Consider the following 15059-nt stretch of genomic DNA (forward strand, 5'->3'; position numbering starts at 1 on the left):
AACAATCAAATGCCGAATATGATGCCGATAATGGATAACAATCAAATGCCGAATATAATGCCGATAATGGATAACAATCAACCACCGAATATGATGCCATATCAAATGCCGTATCAACAGCCCATGATGCCGCCGAATCCGTATTATCAACAACCAAATCCATATCAAATGCCATATCAGCAAGGAGCGCCGTTTGGACCACAATATACGTCTATGCCAAATCCGAATATGATGCCAATGGATAATAATATGCCGCCGCTTGTGCAGGGTGAGGAAGATTGTGGATGCGGAGGAGAAAGTAGACTATATAGTCCACAACCAGGTGGTCCGCAATATGCGAATCCTTTATATTATCAACCAACTCAGTCTGCATATGCACCACAGCCAGGAACGATGTATTATCAACCAGATCCACCAAATGTATTTGGAGAGCCCGTTTCAGAAGAAGAGGACGAAGAAGTTTAAAAAGGCGGGAGTATTCCCGCTTTTTTGCATTCGTGTTAATTAAGAAAATGCAGTTTTTTTATGAAGTGCTAGAAAATTCCCAGTGAAATATTAACAGTGTAAAAACCTTCTCTGTTACTCATCATAAGAGGGAGCTTTTCAGTAGAGAAGCTCATTCTAACAGAGGGGGTTTTTGTATTGAATACGAAAGTAAAAGTGATTGCTGCTTCTTTGTTAGTTACCAGTGCATTAGCTGCATGTGGTACACCGAAAGATAACAATGCAATGGATGGACGTAACTACAATTACGAACGTACATCTTATAATGATACACACCAGTATCGTGATAATGTGACACGTAATGATCGTTATACAGATTATGTAACATATAGAAATGGTCGTAACGATACAGGATACAATTATTATCGAGATGTAAATTACAATGGACAAATTGCTAATCCGCATCCAACTCGTAATATTACAATGAACAATTCATACATTAACAATGATGGTAAAACAGCTGAAAGAATAACAAATCGTGTGAAACGTATGAATAACGTAGACCGTGTGTCTACAGTTGTATATGGAAACGATGTAGCGATTGCGGTAAAACCACGTAACACAGTGACAAATGAAACGGCGATGGCGAACGAAATTCGTCAAGCGGTTTCAAATGAAGTTGGAAACAGAAACGTATATGTTTCTGTAAGAAATGATATGTTTACTCGTGTCGATGCAATGAGTACGCGTCTACGTAACGGTACAGTTACAAACGATTTTAATCGTGACATAGTGAATATGTTCCGAGACATTCGTTACGGTTTAACTGGTACAGTGCGATAACAAAACAAAAGAGGAAGGGTGAGCCCTTCCTCTTTATTCATCGTTGTCTTGTAAACGACGTTTTTTAATAAAATAACTAACGGAGTAAGAAACTAAAAAGCATATGAAAAGAATACTACCTGTTAAAATAGCTTCAAACAGTGGTCTTTCTGGACTGAAAATAATATAAATAATAGCCATAACGATTCCTACAATAAGGGAGCGGAAGACAAGTTTATAATAAGGAGTTGACTTTATTTCCTTTTCACTTTCTTCTACATCGATTGAAACACTTAACTGTAAATAACTAAGGACGATACTTGTAAGAATAAATAATAGCCATAATGGAGATTTCGTAATTTGATCCATTCCTTCAGTGAATCCGATATAGCCTAAAATGCCAATTATACCAAGCGATTGAAAAAGAAAGGCAATACGTATGTTTTTTAATGTTTTCAGAATGAGACGTTCATCCTTTATTTTTTTCACAATATCCATCTCCTGTTTATTATGATTTCGCTGTTATATTAATTGTAACATATATATTACTTTTATCAATTTATAATTTACATATTATTCAGTTGGATAAAAGAGGGAATAAAATATTTTTATAAACATGTTGCACTTATAATTTATTAATGTTATATTAACAAAGCGATGAGCTAATTTACGTAAGACGAGAGATATGCTTAAGTGCTAAACACGCGAATGTGGTCGCCTGGTCTCTCGCCGTAAACGCATCAAGACGCCTGCTTTGCAGGCGTCTTTCATTTTATATAAAAGTAAATGATACATGCAGATGAGGTAAACCCTTATCTGCATTTTTTATTTTTCGAAAGAAATGTAATATGGATAAAACCCCCATTTCCGGAAAAACTACTAATGAAAGTATGATCTTGCCTAAAAGAGGTGAACGGAAATGAAATGGATACTGATTGCGATGCAAGCTTTCGTTATGATGTTTTGTTTCGTTTATGAAACGAATGTGAAGGCGGAAGGGCCAGTACCAGAAGTAACGGAAAAAGAACCTGAGGTTACAATTTTATTAGAGCGTATGTATGTTGATGGAGAAGTAAGTGAGGAAATACTTACAGAAAAAGTAGCGGATTTAGAAAAGTTTTTACAGCAATATAAAGAATGGCAACTTGTTGATCGTGATGATGTACAAATCGTATTACAAAAGAAAGTTGATGATATTTCTCCGTTATTGAAAACGAGCGGATATTTTGGTGTTTCAGAGGAAGGGATATTACAAATTTTCAAAGGTGTGCCAAAAAGTGATAATGCGATCCATTCTTTCTTTCAAATTGATATGAAAAAGCTTGAGAGTTATGAGCGTGCGAAATTGAAGCGTGGTATTCGGATTAAATCAAAAGAAGGTTTTGTAAAGACAATTGAAAAAATGAAACAATACGCAGTGCAAAATAAGAAAAAAAGCAGCTCATGGTGAGCTGCTTTTTCTTACTTATTTTTAGCTAAAATTTCTTTTGCGATTTCATCAATTAGCATATCTTTTCCAATTGGATTGAATGCTTTCGTATTGAAGACTTCATTTGATACTTCATATACGTGATTATTTTTAACTGCTTTATTGTCTTTCCAAACAGCACTGTTTTTGTAGTCTTCGTACACTTTATCAGCTTCGCCGCCGAAGTTTACAATAAACATTTGATCAGGCTGGAATGCAACTAGACCTTCTAGTGATACTTGCGCCATCGTTTGTTTTAAATCTGTACCTTTTGTTGCAGGAAGTTTTAAGTCGTTAAAGATGATGTCACCGTATCCGAAGCTGCCGTATACACGGAAGTTTTGAGGTGTAACTGCAACGAACATAAAGTTCTCATCTTTTGTTTTCTCTTTAATTTTTTTAGATAAAGAGTCTGCTTTCTTATCGTAGTCTGCAATCCATTTGTCTGCTTTCTTCTCTTCGTCAAATAGCTTACCTACTTCTTTAAACTTACCACGCCAGTCTTCTAAGTTTGTTTCTAGAACAACTGTAGGTGCAACCTTTTCTAGTTGATCATAAATTTTTAATTGACGGTTATTTAAAATTATTAAGTCTGGTTTTAAAGCAGTAACAGCTTCTAAATCAACTTTAGGTGCCCAGTACCAACCAACTGCTTTTACTCCATCTAATTTGTCTGTTAAGTGATTTTGGATTTTATCTTTATATGTATTTGCTGTACCAACAGGTTTGTGTCCAAGAAGTAATAGTTCTTCTGTTGATCCAGATAAGTCAACAATTCTCTTTGGATTTACTGGAATTGTAGCTTCACCTTTAGCATGTTTTACAACTTTTGTTTTCGGTTGTTCTTTTGCTTTCGATTCTTCTTTTTGAGAAGAACAGCCAACGATAGAAAGAACAACAAGCATAATAGTAAATAAAATAAATAGCTTACGTTTCATCCTGATGTAACCCCTTTAATTAGTATTGATAATCATTATCGACCTCTGTATATTAAGGTGCTTTAACCTTTCTGTCAATGGAAAATAACAGAAGTTTCAAGTGGAGAACATTTGTTGGGGCAGTCTCGCTTTTCTATCATTAAATATGTTAAAATGGAATACATGATTTAAGAGGGAGAGATCGTATTTTGTTTGAATATGTTACAGGTTACGTGGAGTATGTAGGGCCGGAATATGTCGTAATTGACCATAATGGAATTGGTTATCAAATTTTCACACCGAATCCGTATGTATTTCAAAGAAGTAAGCAAGAAATCCGTGTCTATACATATCATTATGTGAGAGAAGATATTATGGCACTTTACGGGTTTAAAACACGTGAAGAGCGTTTATTATTTACAAAGTTGTTAGGCGTGTCTGGCATTGGGCCAAAAGGCGCTCTTGCAATTTTAGCTTCTGGTCAAACAGGACAGGTCGTTCAAGCGATTGAGCATGAAGATGAGAAGTTTTTAGTGAAATTCCCAGGCGTCGGAAAGAAAACAGCACGCCAAATGATTTTAGATTTAAAAGGAAAACTAGCAGATGTCGTACCAGATGCATTTGTGGATTTATTCTCAGACACAGAACGTTTTGATGAGAAGAAAGGTTCATCAGCTGAGCTTGATGAGGCACTGGAAGCTCTGCGCGCACTTGGATACGCAGAACGCGAAGTTTCTCGCGTTGTACCAGAGTTATTAAAAGAATCATTAACGACGGATCAGTATATTAAAAAGGCACTTAGTCTTTTACTAAATGGTAAGAGGTGAGTATAATGGACGAACGTCTCCTTTCAGGGGAATCTGCATATGAAGATGCGGATTTAGAATATTCATTACGGCCACAGACGCTCCGTCAGTATATTGGCCAAGATAAAGCGAAACATAATTTAGAAGTATTTATTGAAGCAGCGAAAATGCGTGAAGAAACGTTAGATCACGTGCTTTTATATGGACCGCCAGGTCTTGGTAAAACGACGCTTGCGAATATTATTGCAAATGAAATGGGCGTTAATGTTAGAACAACTTCAGGTCCCGCGATTGAAAGACCAGGAGATTTAGCTGCTGTATTAACAGCGCTTCAGCCAGGGGATGTATTATTTATTGATGAAATTCATCGTTTGCATAGATCAATTGAAGAAGTATTGTATCCTGCGATGGAAGACTTTTGCCTTGATATCGTAATTGGAAAAGGGCCTTCAGCACGTTCTGTACGCCTAGATTTACCGCCATTTACATTAGTTGGAGCAACGACACGCGCCGGAGCATTATCGGCACCGCTTCGTGACCGCTTCGGTGTACTTTCAAGGTTAGAGTACTACACAGTAGATCAGCTTTCTGCGATTGTTGAACGTACAGCAGAAGTGTTTGAAGTTGAAATCGATTCGTTAGCTGCATTAGAAATTGCAAGACGTGCTCGTGGTACACCTCGTATTGCGAATCGTCTTTTAAGACGTGTACGTGATTTCGCGCAAGTTCGTGGTAACGGAACGGTTACGATGGAAATTACGCAAATGGCATTAGAGCTACTGCAAGTAGATAAATTAGGTCTAGATCATATTGATCATAAATTACTGCTTGGTATTATTGAGAAATTCCGTGGTGGTCCAGTTGGATTAGAAACGGTTTCAGCAACAATTGGAGAAGAATCTCATACGATTGAAGATGTGTATGAGCCGTATTTATTACAAATTGGCTTTTTACAACGAACGCCAAGGGGCCGAATTGTAACGCCGCTTGCGTATGAACATTTCGGAATGGAGATGCCAAAAGTATGATGGAGATGCCCAAAATGCTTATTACAGCGGGAATCTTACTCATCGTTGTTGGATTAGCTTGGAAGTTCATTGGCAGGCTTCCAGGCGATATTTTTGTGAAAAAAGGAAACGTTACCTTTTATTTTCCTATCATTACATGTATTGTGTTAAGTATTGTACTATCTTTTATTATGTATATAATAAATCGATTTAAATAAGAAATAGGTGGATATAGCTATGGATATAAATCTGTTTGATTTTCATTTACCAGAAGAACTTATTGCACAAGTCCCGTTAGAAGATCGTGAAACATCAAGATTAATGGTGTTAGACCGTGAAACAGGTGATATTGAACATAAACATTTTACGGACATTCTTTCTTACTTACATGAGGGGGATTGCTTAGTTTTAAATGAAACGAAAGTTATGCCTGCTCGTTTGCACGGTGTGAAAGAAGATACAGGCGCGCACATTGAAGTACTTCTTTTAAAACAAGAAGAAGGCGATAAGTGGGAAACGCTTGTAAAGCCAGCGAAACGTGTAAAAGAAGGAACTGTTATCTCTTTTGGCGAAGGGAAATTAAAAGCAACTTGCACAGGAACTGCAGATCAAGGTGGACGTCAGCTTGAATTTTCATATGACGGCATCTTCTATGAAATTTTAGATGAACTTGGGGAAATGCCACTTCCTCCATATATTAAAGAGACGCTAGAAGATCGCGATCGCTATCAAACAGTATATGCGAAAGAAATCGGTTCAGCAGCAGCGCCGACTGCGGGACTTCACTTTACAGAAGAGTTACTTGAGAAGTTAAAGCAAAAAGGCGTTCAGTTGGCATTCATTACACTTCACGTAGGGCTTGGAACATTTAGACCAGTTTCTGCAGACACGATTGAAGAACACCATATGCACGCAGAATATTACCATATGTCTGAAGAGACAGCGGCATTATTAAATCGTGTGAAAGAGAATGGTGGACGTATTATTACTGTAGGTACGACATCAACTCGTACGTTAGAAACAATTGCAACAGATCATGACGGTAAGCTTTGCGCCGCTTCTGGATGGACAGATATTTTCATGTATCCGGGATATGAATTTAAAGCAATTGATGGTTTAATTACAAACTTCCACTTGCCGAAATCAACATTAATCATGCTTGTAAGTGCATTTGCAAATAGAGATAATGTACTTCATGCTTATAATGAAGCAGTAAAAGAAAAATATCGTTTCTTTAGCTTCGGTGATGCAATGTTCGTTGCATCTCACGCTAAAATGAGAAACAAATAAAAGGAGTAAGTTATGACAGCAATTCGTTATGAATTTATTAAGACATGTAAACAAACGGGTGCCCGTTTAGGTCGTGTGCATACACCGCACGGTTCATTTGATACACCAACATTTATGCCAGTTGGTACACTTGCGACAGTTAAGACAATGTCACCGGAAGAATTAAAAGCAATGGATTCTGGCATTATTTTAAGTAATACGTATCATTTATGGCTACGTCCAGGTCATGAAATTATTCGTGAAGCAGGCGGCTTGCATAAATTTATGAACTGGGATCGTGCAATCTTAACAGACTCTGGTGGTTTCCAAGTATTCAGTTTAAGTGACTTCCGTCGTATTGAAGAGGAAGGCGTTCACTTCCGTAATCACTTAAATGGAGATAAATTATTCTTATCACCAGAAAAAGCGATGGAAATCCAAAATGCATTAGGTTCGGATATTATGATGGCATTTGATGAGTGTCCGCCATTCCCGGCTACTTTTGAATATATGAAGAAATCTGTAGAGCGTACGAGCCGCTGGGCAGAACGTTGCTTAAAAGCGCATGAACGTCCGCAAGATCAAGGTTTATTCGGTATTGTACAGGGCGGGGAGTACGAAGAGCTTCGTCGTCAAAGTGCGAAAGACCTTGTTTCAATGGACTTCCCTGGTTACGCTGTAGGTGGTTTATCTGTTGGTGAACCGAAAGATATTATGAACCGTGTACTTGAGTTTACAACACCACTTCTTCCAGATAATAAGCCTCGTTACTTAATGGGTGTAGGTTCTCCTGACTCATTAATCGATGGTGCAATTCGTGGTATTGATATGTTTGACTGCGTACTTCCAACTCGTATCGCTCGAAATGGTACATGTATGACAAGTGAAGGTCGACTCGTTGTAAAAAATGCGAAATTCGCAAGAGACTTCGGTCCGCTTGATCCAAACTGTGATTGCTACACATGTAAAAACTACTCACGTGCGTATATTCGTCACTTAATGAAATGTGATGAAACGTTCGGAATTCGTTTAACGTCTTATCACAACCTTCATTTTCTGTTAAACTTAATGGAGCAGGTGAGACAAGCTATTCGTGAAGACCGTCTTGGCGATTTCCGCGAAGAGTTCTTTGAACAGTATGGCTTTAATAAACCGAATGCTAAAAACTTCTAATACATAATTTAAAAGGAGGAACAAAAGATGAATGCAGGTATGATGAATATCGTTATGATCGTTGCGATGTTTGCGATTTTCTATTTCTTATTAATTCGCCCGCAACAAAAACGTCAAAAAGCAGTTGCTCAAATGCAAAGTGAGTTAGCAAAAGGTGATGCTATCGTAACAATCGGTGGTTTACACGGTACAATCGAATCAGTAGATGAGACGAAAATCGTTATTAAATCTGGTGGTTCACACTTAACTTTCGATCGCAATGCGATTCGTGAAGTTGTGAAAAACTAATGTGGAAGGCCCTGCATGAAATGTGCAGGGCCTTTTTTAGTTACTTTGCTTTGACATATTTACACCGAAAATACCACCGAGTGTACTCGCCCCCATTAATGCTAATTGATAAAGTAATTGTGAGTTCGATAAGGTTTGAGAAAAGCCTAAATAGTTAACTAAAAAGACGAGTATAGTGAATGTGAGCCCTGTTGTGAAACCTACTAGCCAACCTTTTCCTTGAGCCTTTTTGCCGGCAGTAAATCCAGACATAAGCATAGATAAAAGAGCGAGTATAAAAATAGTAACGGTTAATGTCCCTTCATTTATATTTGTAAACTTTAATAAAAGAGCCATAATCATACTAGTAATAGATGCGAGAATTAGTAGTGTAACAATACCGAAGCCAATTGCAGTTGATAATTTTTTCGTTCCATCCATTTATGCATTCCCCCTTTTTAATACAAGCATATTTTCCTTTTGCCCAAGTTAGACTAGTTTCTTTTTTATAGGGGAGTCTATACGTAAAAAAGGAGATGTAGAAATGGAATGGATATCAATAATTGGACGGACAATGCTTTTGTATATCATCATCTTAATTATTTTTCGTCTTATGGGTAAACGTGAGATAGGAGAGCTAAGTGTATTAGATTTAGTCGTATTTATTATGCTTGGAGAAATGGCTGTAGTGGCAATTGAAAATACCGATAAATCACTTTGGCATCAATTAGTTCCGATGACTTTCCTTATGTGCATCCAAATTATTTTGTCAGTCATTTCCCTAAAGTATCAACGCTTTCGGCATTTAATAGAAGGTGAGCCAGCTATTCTTGTAAACGCGGGGAAGATTGATGAAAAGAAGATGAGAAAGCAACGGTATAATATAGATGATTTAATGATGCAATTAAGGGAACAAGGAGTTGGAGATATTCGGGATGTAGAATATGCTATTTTGGAACCGTCTGGGAAGTTATCTGTCTTTCAAAAACAAAAAAATAAACAAGATACATTACAGTTTACGCTTCCTCTTATTATTGATGGAGAAATTCAATCTAGTCATTTACAAATGATTGAGCATACAGATGAATGGCTTATTGAGAAATTAAAAAACTTAGGTTATAACGATGTAACACAAATTTTATACTGTAGTTTTCAAAACGGACAATTTTTTGTTGATGTAAAAGAAAATTAGAGATTTATCCTTTGAAAGAGTAAGAATGATTGGTTTAACTAATAATCAGTGGAGATTACCCCACTGATTAAAGTTTCATCTTATTTCAAAAATGAAAGTTTACGAATGATAGGGAGACGACTTAACTCTTCTTTTCGAATGAGTTTGAAAGTGAAGAGAAGTACGATATAAACAATTGTTGTTAAAGTGATTTCCCATAATGTTTGTATGCCAAGGGAATGAGAGAAAATAATATATTTATGGAGATAAAAACCGAAGGCGCCTGCGATACCGATGGCAAGTCCGCCGAAAATATAGTCTTTTGCGTAAATGGTAAATGTAATCTTTTTTAAAACAGTAGCGTAGTGAAGAAATGTTACTGTTACAATATTTGCAGCGATAGCAAGTGCAACCCCCATCATTTGAAATTCTGGCCTTGATGCTAGTACAAAAATAACGATTAATTTCACGATGGCACCAATAAATGTATTCATCATTGCAGCCCTTGCTAAGTTTAAAGCTTGCAAAACAGAGGTAAGTGGACTTTGGAAATAATGAAATAAAAAGCAAGGCGCAAGAAGTTGAATGAATGCTGTTGCGCTGTCTGATCCATACATAAGAGTTAAAACAGGAGAAGCGAATACGTATAATATAACGACAGACCATCCGCCGGTAATTAATGAAATTCGAAGTGCTTGTTGTAAACGGTGCTCCACTAATTTATGTTGTCTTTTTGCCATTGCTTCACTAATAGAAGGGACGAGCGCTGTAGAAAGAGCGTATGTAATAAAGGCGGGTAGTGATAGAAGCGGGAATGCATAACCGTTTAATATACCGTATTGCTGGGTTGCAACAGAAGCAGCGACACCAGCGATTGCTAAGCTTTGCATAACGACAATAGGTTCAAAAAAATATGAAACGGAGCCGATTAAACGACTTCCTGTAGTTGGAAGGGCAATATCCATCAGAGAATAAAATGTCCCTTTGCTTTCCTTTACAGTAGTGAAAAATCCAGAGCGTATTGATAAATGTTTTTCTCGCTGAAATAACGTGAGTAAAAATAATAAGGATGCAACTTCACCGAGAACAGCTGATAACATAGCGCCGGCTGCAGCGTATTCTATGCCGTAAGGTAAAAATAACTGGATGCATATAGCGATAATGGTAATGCGGACGACTTGTTCTAGAACTTGCGCATAAGCGCTAGGTTTCATGTTTTGTTTCCCTTGAAAGTAACCACGCAAAACAGAAGAAACAGCAATAACGGGGACAACGGGCAAAATAGCCATTAATGGATAGTACGTTCTTTCGTCGGTTAATAATGTTTTTGCTAAAATAGGCGTGAGGAACATAATTCCGATTGTTAAAATGATACTAATAACGGATGTAACAGCTAGTGATACGGTTAATATTTTTTTAACTCTTTGTTTATCGTTCACAGCTTCTGCTTCTGCTACAAATTTTGCGATGGCGACAGGAAGACCAATTTGTGTCAATGTAATTGCTAAAATGAATGTAGGAACGGCCATCATATAAAGACCAACGCCTTCTTCTCCTAAAATACGTGCCATTACTATGCGGTTGATAAAGCCGAGTATTTTTGTAATAAAGCCGGCTATCATTAAAATAAATGCGCCTTTTAAAAAGCTTTGTCTCGTCATGTTCTTCTCCTACCTTCTCAAAATCAATGGAATGATTTACAATAATTTATATGCACGTACGAGACAAGAATGACAAGCATTTAAGAGAGTGAAGTATGATAGTGCTCTTGAAAGTAGTTATTGCTGTCCATTAGAGCGGGATTAAAGCGACTTTTTCGTGCTGAAATAAGAAGGAGATGTTATAAATGTTAGATAGAGAGGCTTTGGTAGAATCATACCGCGGACAGTTACAAGTCGTTTTAGAAAGTAAAGTAGAAGAGTTTCAAATGTTCGGTTACGACCGAGTAACAGATGATGACATTTGGAAGTTTCTCAAAGTGAAAAAGTGGAAGAAGATAGACAGCGATGTTAGATTGTATGAATTAGTTAATGACGTATTAACAGTAAGTACTAATGAATATATGACATATTTAACTGTTGAAGCTTATCAAGCACCGCTTTGGTCATTTGATGAGTACGAAAATAAATAACCGACTGCAATTGGTTTGTTCTTCCTTTTGCAGTATAATGATATGTATTGATAAAGAGGAAATAATTGTGTCTAAGATTATATATAAAGGAGGTCGTGAAGAGGAAAATAAATGATGAAAGTGTAGGTAGTGTAAAAGCCTACCTATACAGCTAGTGATGAACTAGCAAAAATTATAGAAAGGAAGTCTACTAACTAGGCGTATGCACACGTATAGCAGTGAATCGTAAAAGATTTATTGAAAGTGTTAGTAGCAGAAAGAGGGTACATATGGCAAAGCGTGGTACGAGAATTGCCGCCTTTTTCCTCATCGTCTTATTAATCGGTGGAGTAATTGGTGCGGCAGGAAAAGACATAGCAAAAGGAATTAGTCTAGGACTAGACCTTCGCGGTGGTTTTGAAATTCTGTATGAAGTAAAACCAGCCAAAAAAGGTGATAAAATCGATCGAGACGTACTTGTAAGTACAGTAGGTGCTCTTGAAAATCGTGTCAATGTTCTCGGTGTAAGTGAGCCGAACATTCAAATCGAAGGGCAAGATCGAATTCGTGTACAGCTTGCTGGTGTACAAGATCAGCAAAAAGCACGTGAAATGTTATCAACACAAGCGAAATTAACATTCCGTGATGTGGATGATAACCTTCTTATGGATGGAACGGATTTAAAAGGCGGCGGAGCGAAGCAAACATTTGATGAGCAAGGCCGTGCGAGCGTAGGTCTTACACTAAAAAGCGCTGAAAAATTCCGTGAAGTAACTGAAAAAATTTCTAAAATGCCACCACCAACGAATTTAATGGTAATTTGGCTTGATTTTGAAGAAGGAAAAGATTCGTATAAAGCAGAATCTGCAAAACCGAATCCAAAGTTCTTATCAGCAGCAACAGTAAACCAAGTATTTAACCAAGCTGAAGTATCTATCGTAGGTGGAAACTTCACAGTTGAAAGTGCGAAACAACTTTCATCTTTATTAAATGCAGGTGCACTTCCTGTTGATTTAAAAGAAATGTATTCAACATCTGTTGGAGCGAAATTTGGTCAACAAGCGTTAGAGCAAACGATTTTCGCTAGTGCGATTGGTATCGCTCTTATTTTCTTATTTATGCTTGTATTCTACCGTTTACCAGGACTTGTAGCGGTTATTATGTTAGGTTTATACATTTTCGTTACATTACTTGTCTTTAACTGGATGCATGCAGTTCTTACGTTGCCAGGTATTGCGGCGTTAGTGCTCGGAGTAGGTATCGCAGTTGATGCGAATATTATTACGTACGAGAGACTGAAAGAAGAGCTGAAAATTGGTAAGTCCATGATGTCGGCATTCCGAGCTGGTAACCATCGTTCATTAGCAACAATTTTAGATGCAAACGTTACGACTCTTGCAGCAGCTGGTGTGTTATTCGTTTATGGTAATAGCTCTGTAAAAGGATTCGCAACAAGTTTAATCGTAAGTATTTTAGTTGGTTTTATTACGAACGTATTCGGTACTCGTTTCTTACTAGGTTTACTTGTAAAGAGCCGTTACTTCGATAAAAAACCAGGATATTTTGGTGTGAAACAAAAGGATATTATTCCATTAACAAAAGGTGTAGTGCATCCGCCAACGAGATTTGATCGTATTAACTTCGTGAATATCGGTCATAAATTCCTTATCTTCTCAATTGTAGTTGTAATTGCGGGTGCAATTATCTTACCAATTTTCAAATTGAATCTTGGGATTGACTTTGCAAGTGGTACACGTATTGACTTGCAATCAAAACAAGCCGTTACGGTATCTGATGTTCATAAAGATTTTAAAGAATTGAACATTGATGTGAAGGAAGAAAATATTGTACCGACTGGAGATGACAATAAAGGTTTCGCAGTTCGTACATTAGGTGTTTTATCAAAAGATGAAATTGCCAAAACAAAAACATTCTTCCACGATAAATATGGTACAGATCCAAACATAAGTACAGTTTCACCGACAATCGGTAAAGAAATTGCACGAAATGCATTTATCGCTGTACTGATTGCTTCTGCAGTTATCATTTTATACGTAAGTATTCGATTCCGATTTACGTATGCGTTATCTGCAGTGCTTGCGTTACTACATGACGCATTCGTTATGGTTGTTATGTTTAGTATTTTCCAATTAGAGGTAGACTTAACGTTTATCGCTGCAGTACTAACAATCATCGGTTATTCTATTAATGACTCAATTGTTACATTTGATAGAAACCGTGAATTATACAAGCAGAAAAAACGAGTGCGCGATATAAAAGACCTAGAAGAGATTGTAAATGCAAGTATCCGCCAAACGCTTGGTCGTTCGATTAACACCGTATTAACAGTGTTATTCCCAGTAATTGCACTGCTTATCTTCGGTAGTGAGTCACTACGTAACTTCTCGTTTGCGTTACTTGTTGGATTAATTGTAGGTACGTACTCTTCTGTTTTCGTTGCCTCTCAAATTTGGTTAATGCTTGAAAACCGTCGTTTGAAAAAGGGGAAAAACAAGAAGAAGGTTGAGAAAGTAGAATCTGAACCGCAAGTATAGAAAAGATGATGCCTTATTATGAGGCATCTCTTTTTTCGTTTGTGGATACAATAAGATAGCAACTTTTTGATGGGAAGAAGATGGAAGAAAGTGGTGGTGTTATCGCTGTTTTTGTTAAAATAAAAAGATAGGTTAAGAAAAGAAGGGATTTTAATTATGGAAAAAGATGAACGTTTTAAACAGGCCGAGTTTGGTGCTATTGTCGGGATCGTTGGTAATATTATATTAGCAATTGTAAAGGCGGTAATTGGTTATATTGGGAACAGTAAAGCACTGCTAGCAGATGCGGTGCATTCTGCATCAGATGTAATTGGTTCGCTAGCTGTACTTTTTGGATTGCGAGCGGCAAAGCAGCCACCTGATGAAGATCATCCGTATGGTCATGGTAAAGCGGAATCGATTTCAGCGATTATTGTTGCGGTATTATTATTTATTGTGGGACTTGAAATCGCGATTTCATCTATAAAAGCTTTTTCGCAAGAACTAGAACCGCCGAAAGGAATTACGATTTTTGCTGTTGTTCTTTCAATCGTCGTGAAAGAAGGAATGTTTCAATATAAATTCCGATTAGGGAAAAGGGTAAATAGTGATGCAATTATTGCAAATGCATATGAGCACCGTTCGGATGTATTTTCTTCAATTGCAGCTTTAATCGGTATTTGTGCAGCTATACTCGGTGGTAAGCTTGGTATAGACTGGCTTGTATATGCTGATCCGATTGCAGGATTAGTTGTTTCGCTTCTTGTTGTAAAAATGGCATGGAGCATTGGAGCGGAAGCAATTCATGCAACGCTTGACCATGTTCTTCATGAGGAGGATGTTATTCCGCTTAGAGAAGCAGTTCTTCAAGTAGATGGTGTGAAAAAAATTGGTTCTTTATATGCACGGGAGCATGGTCATTATGTTATTGTCGATATTAAAGTGTCTGTAGATCCATACATTACTGTAGAAGAAGGACACCGTATTGGAAAACATGTGAAAGAAATACTTATGAAACAAGATAATGTACAAAATGTATTCGTACATATAAATCCGTATTCTCCAAATTAA

Annotated in this window: 16 protein-coding genes and 1 pseudogene; 13 read left to right on the forward strand and 4 right to left on the reverse strand. The window is 37.2% G+C overall.

Features of this window, described 5'->3' with window-relative positions; genetic code table 11:
• Both BUA87_RS31885 and BUA87_RS18935 read left to right on the forward strand, forming a co-directional pair.
• Positions 1-465, forward strand: a pseudogene (locus tag BUA87_RS31885) (peptigoglycan-binding protein LysM); the annotation flags it as partial.
• A gap of 177 nt (positions 466-642) precedes the next feature.
• Positions 643-1287, forward strand: a complete 645-nt coding sequence (locus BUA87_RS18935; protein WP_001093537.1) for a YhcN/YlaJ family sporulation lipoprotein — start codon at positions 643-645, stop codon at positions 1285-1287.
• A 33-nt stretch (positions 1288-1320) separates the two neighbouring features.
• On the opposite strand, the gene BUA87_RS18940 is transcribed toward BUA87_RS18935, so the two are convergent.
• Complete coding sequence (locus tag BUA87_RS18940) at positions 1321-1755, reverse strand: hypothetical protein (RefSeq protein WP_000721216.1); 435 nt, start codon at positions 1753-1755, stop codon at positions 1321-1323.
• A gap of 430 nt (positions 1756-2185) precedes the next feature.
• On the opposite strand from BUA87_RS18940, the gene BUA87_RS18945 reads away from it, so the two are divergent.
• Positions 2186-2716 (forward strand): BofC C-terminal domain-containing protein, encoded by a 531-nt coding sequence (locus tag BUA87_RS18945; RefSeq protein ID WP_000871172.1) that lies wholly within the window; start codon positions 2186-2188, stop codon positions 2714-2716.
• Positions 2717-2727: 11 nt separating this feature from the next.
• On the opposite strand, the gene BUA87_RS18950 is transcribed toward BUA87_RS18945, so the two are convergent.
• Complete coding sequence (locus tag BUA87_RS18950; protein WP_000823606.1) at positions 2728-3672, reverse strand: iron-hydroxamate ABC transporter substrate-binding protein; 945 nt, start codon at positions 3670-3672, stop codon at positions 2728-2730.
• Between the two features lie 188 nt (positions 3673-3860).
• On the opposite strand from BUA87_RS18950, the gene ruvA reads away from it, so the two are divergent.
• Genes ruvA through yajC form a run of 6 tightly spaced genes read left to right on the forward strand, consistent with a single transcriptional unit; the run spans position 3861 to position 8194 of the window.
• Positions 3861-4478 (forward strand): Holliday junction DNA helicase RuvA, encoded by a 618-nt coding sequence (gene ruvA, locus BUA87_RS18955; RefSeq protein WP_000464511.1) that lies wholly within the window; start codon positions 3861-3863, stop codon positions 4476-4478.
• A gap of 5 nt (positions 4479-4483) precedes the next feature.
• Positions 4484-5485, forward strand: coding sequence for a Holliday junction branch migration DNA helicase RuvB (ruvB, locus tag BUA87_RS18960; RefSeq protein WP_000344450.1), 1002 nt, complete (start codon positions 4484-4486; stop codon positions 5483-5485).
• Positions 5482-5682 carry a DUF2905 domain-containing protein gene (locus BUA87_RS18965; protein WP_000970410.1) on the forward strand — a complete coding sequence of 67 codons (201 nt, stop codon included), beginning with the start codon at positions 5482-5484 and terminating at the stop codon, positions 5680-5682. The genes ruvB and BUA87_RS18965 overlap by 4 nt, the downstream gene beginning before the upstream one ends.
• Positions 5683-5701: 19 nt before the next feature.
• On the forward strand, positions 5702-6754 hold the full coding sequence (queA, locus tag BUA87_RS18970) for a tRNA preQ1(34) S-adenosylmethionine ribosyltransferase-isomerase QueA (protein ID WP_000354014.1): 1053 nt from the start codon (positions 5702-5704) through the stop codon (positions 6752-6754).
• A 12-nt stretch (positions 6755-6766) separates the two neighbouring features.
• Positions 6767-7906, forward strand: coding sequence for a tRNA guanosine(34) transglycosylase Tgt (gene tgt / locus BUA87_RS18975; RefSeq protein WP_000125365.1), 1140 nt, complete (start codon positions 6767-6769; stop codon positions 7904-7906).
• Between the two features lie 27 nt (positions 7907-7933).
• On the forward strand, positions 7934-8194 hold the full coding sequence (gene yajC, locus BUA87_RS18980) for a preprotein translocase subunit YajC (RefSeq protein ID WP_000991115.1): 261 nt from the start codon (positions 7934-7936) through the stop codon (positions 8192-8194).
• A gap of 36 nt (positions 8195-8230) precedes the next feature.
• Here yajC and BUA87_RS18985 read toward each other — a convergent pair whose 3' ends face one another.
• Positions 8231-8614, reverse strand: coding sequence for a TIGR04086 family membrane protein (locus BUA87_RS18985; protein WP_000349148.1), 384 nt, complete (start codon positions 8612-8614; stop codon positions 8231-8233).
• Positions 8615-8717: 103 nt separating this feature from the next.
• On the opposite strand from BUA87_RS18985, the gene BUA87_RS18990 reads away from it, so the two are divergent.
• Positions 8718-9365 (forward strand): DUF421 domain-containing protein, encoded by a 648-nt coding sequence (locus tag BUA87_RS18990; protein ID WP_000454821.1) that lies wholly within the window; start codon positions 8718-8720, stop codon positions 9363-9365.
• Positions 9366-9445: 80 nt separating this feature from the next.
• On the opposite strand, the gene spoVB is transcribed toward BUA87_RS18990, so the two are convergent.
• Complete coding sequence (spoVB, locus tag BUA87_RS18995) at positions 9446-11005, reverse strand: stage V sporulation protein B (RefSeq protein ID WP_000198301.1); 1560 nt, start codon at positions 11003-11005, stop codon at positions 9446-9448.
• A gap of 185 nt (positions 11006-11190) precedes the next feature.
• Here spoVB and BUA87_RS19000 point away from each other — a divergent pair, with 185 nt between their 5' ends.
• The 3 genes from BUA87_RS19000 (at position 11191) to BUA87_RS19010 (ending at position 15059) form a co-directional block, all read left to right on the forward strand.
• Entirely contained in the window at positions 11191-11475 is a 285-nt protein-coding gene (locus BUA87_RS19000; protein WP_000886979.1) for a post-transcriptional regulator, read from the forward strand.
• 269 nt (positions 11476-11744) lie between these two features.
• Positions 11745-14009 carry a protein translocase subunit SecDF gene (gene secDF / locus BUA87_RS19005; protein WP_001119065.1) on the forward strand — a complete coding sequence of 755 codons (2265 nt, stop codon included), beginning with the start codon at positions 11745-11747 and terminating at the stop codon, positions 14007-14009.
• A 156-nt stretch (positions 14010-14165) separates the two neighbouring features.
• Positions 14166-15059: a cation diffusion facilitator family transporter gene (locus tag BUA87_RS19010; protein WP_000409746.1), complete on the forward strand. Its 894-nt coding sequence runs from the start codon at positions 14166-14168 to the stop codon at positions 15057-15059.

Origin of the sequence: Bacillus sp. bc15 (assembly GCF_900142585.1) — a bacterium.
Lineage (GTDB): Bacteria > Bacillota > Bacilli > Bacillales > Bacillaceae_G > Bacillus_A > Bacillus_A cereus.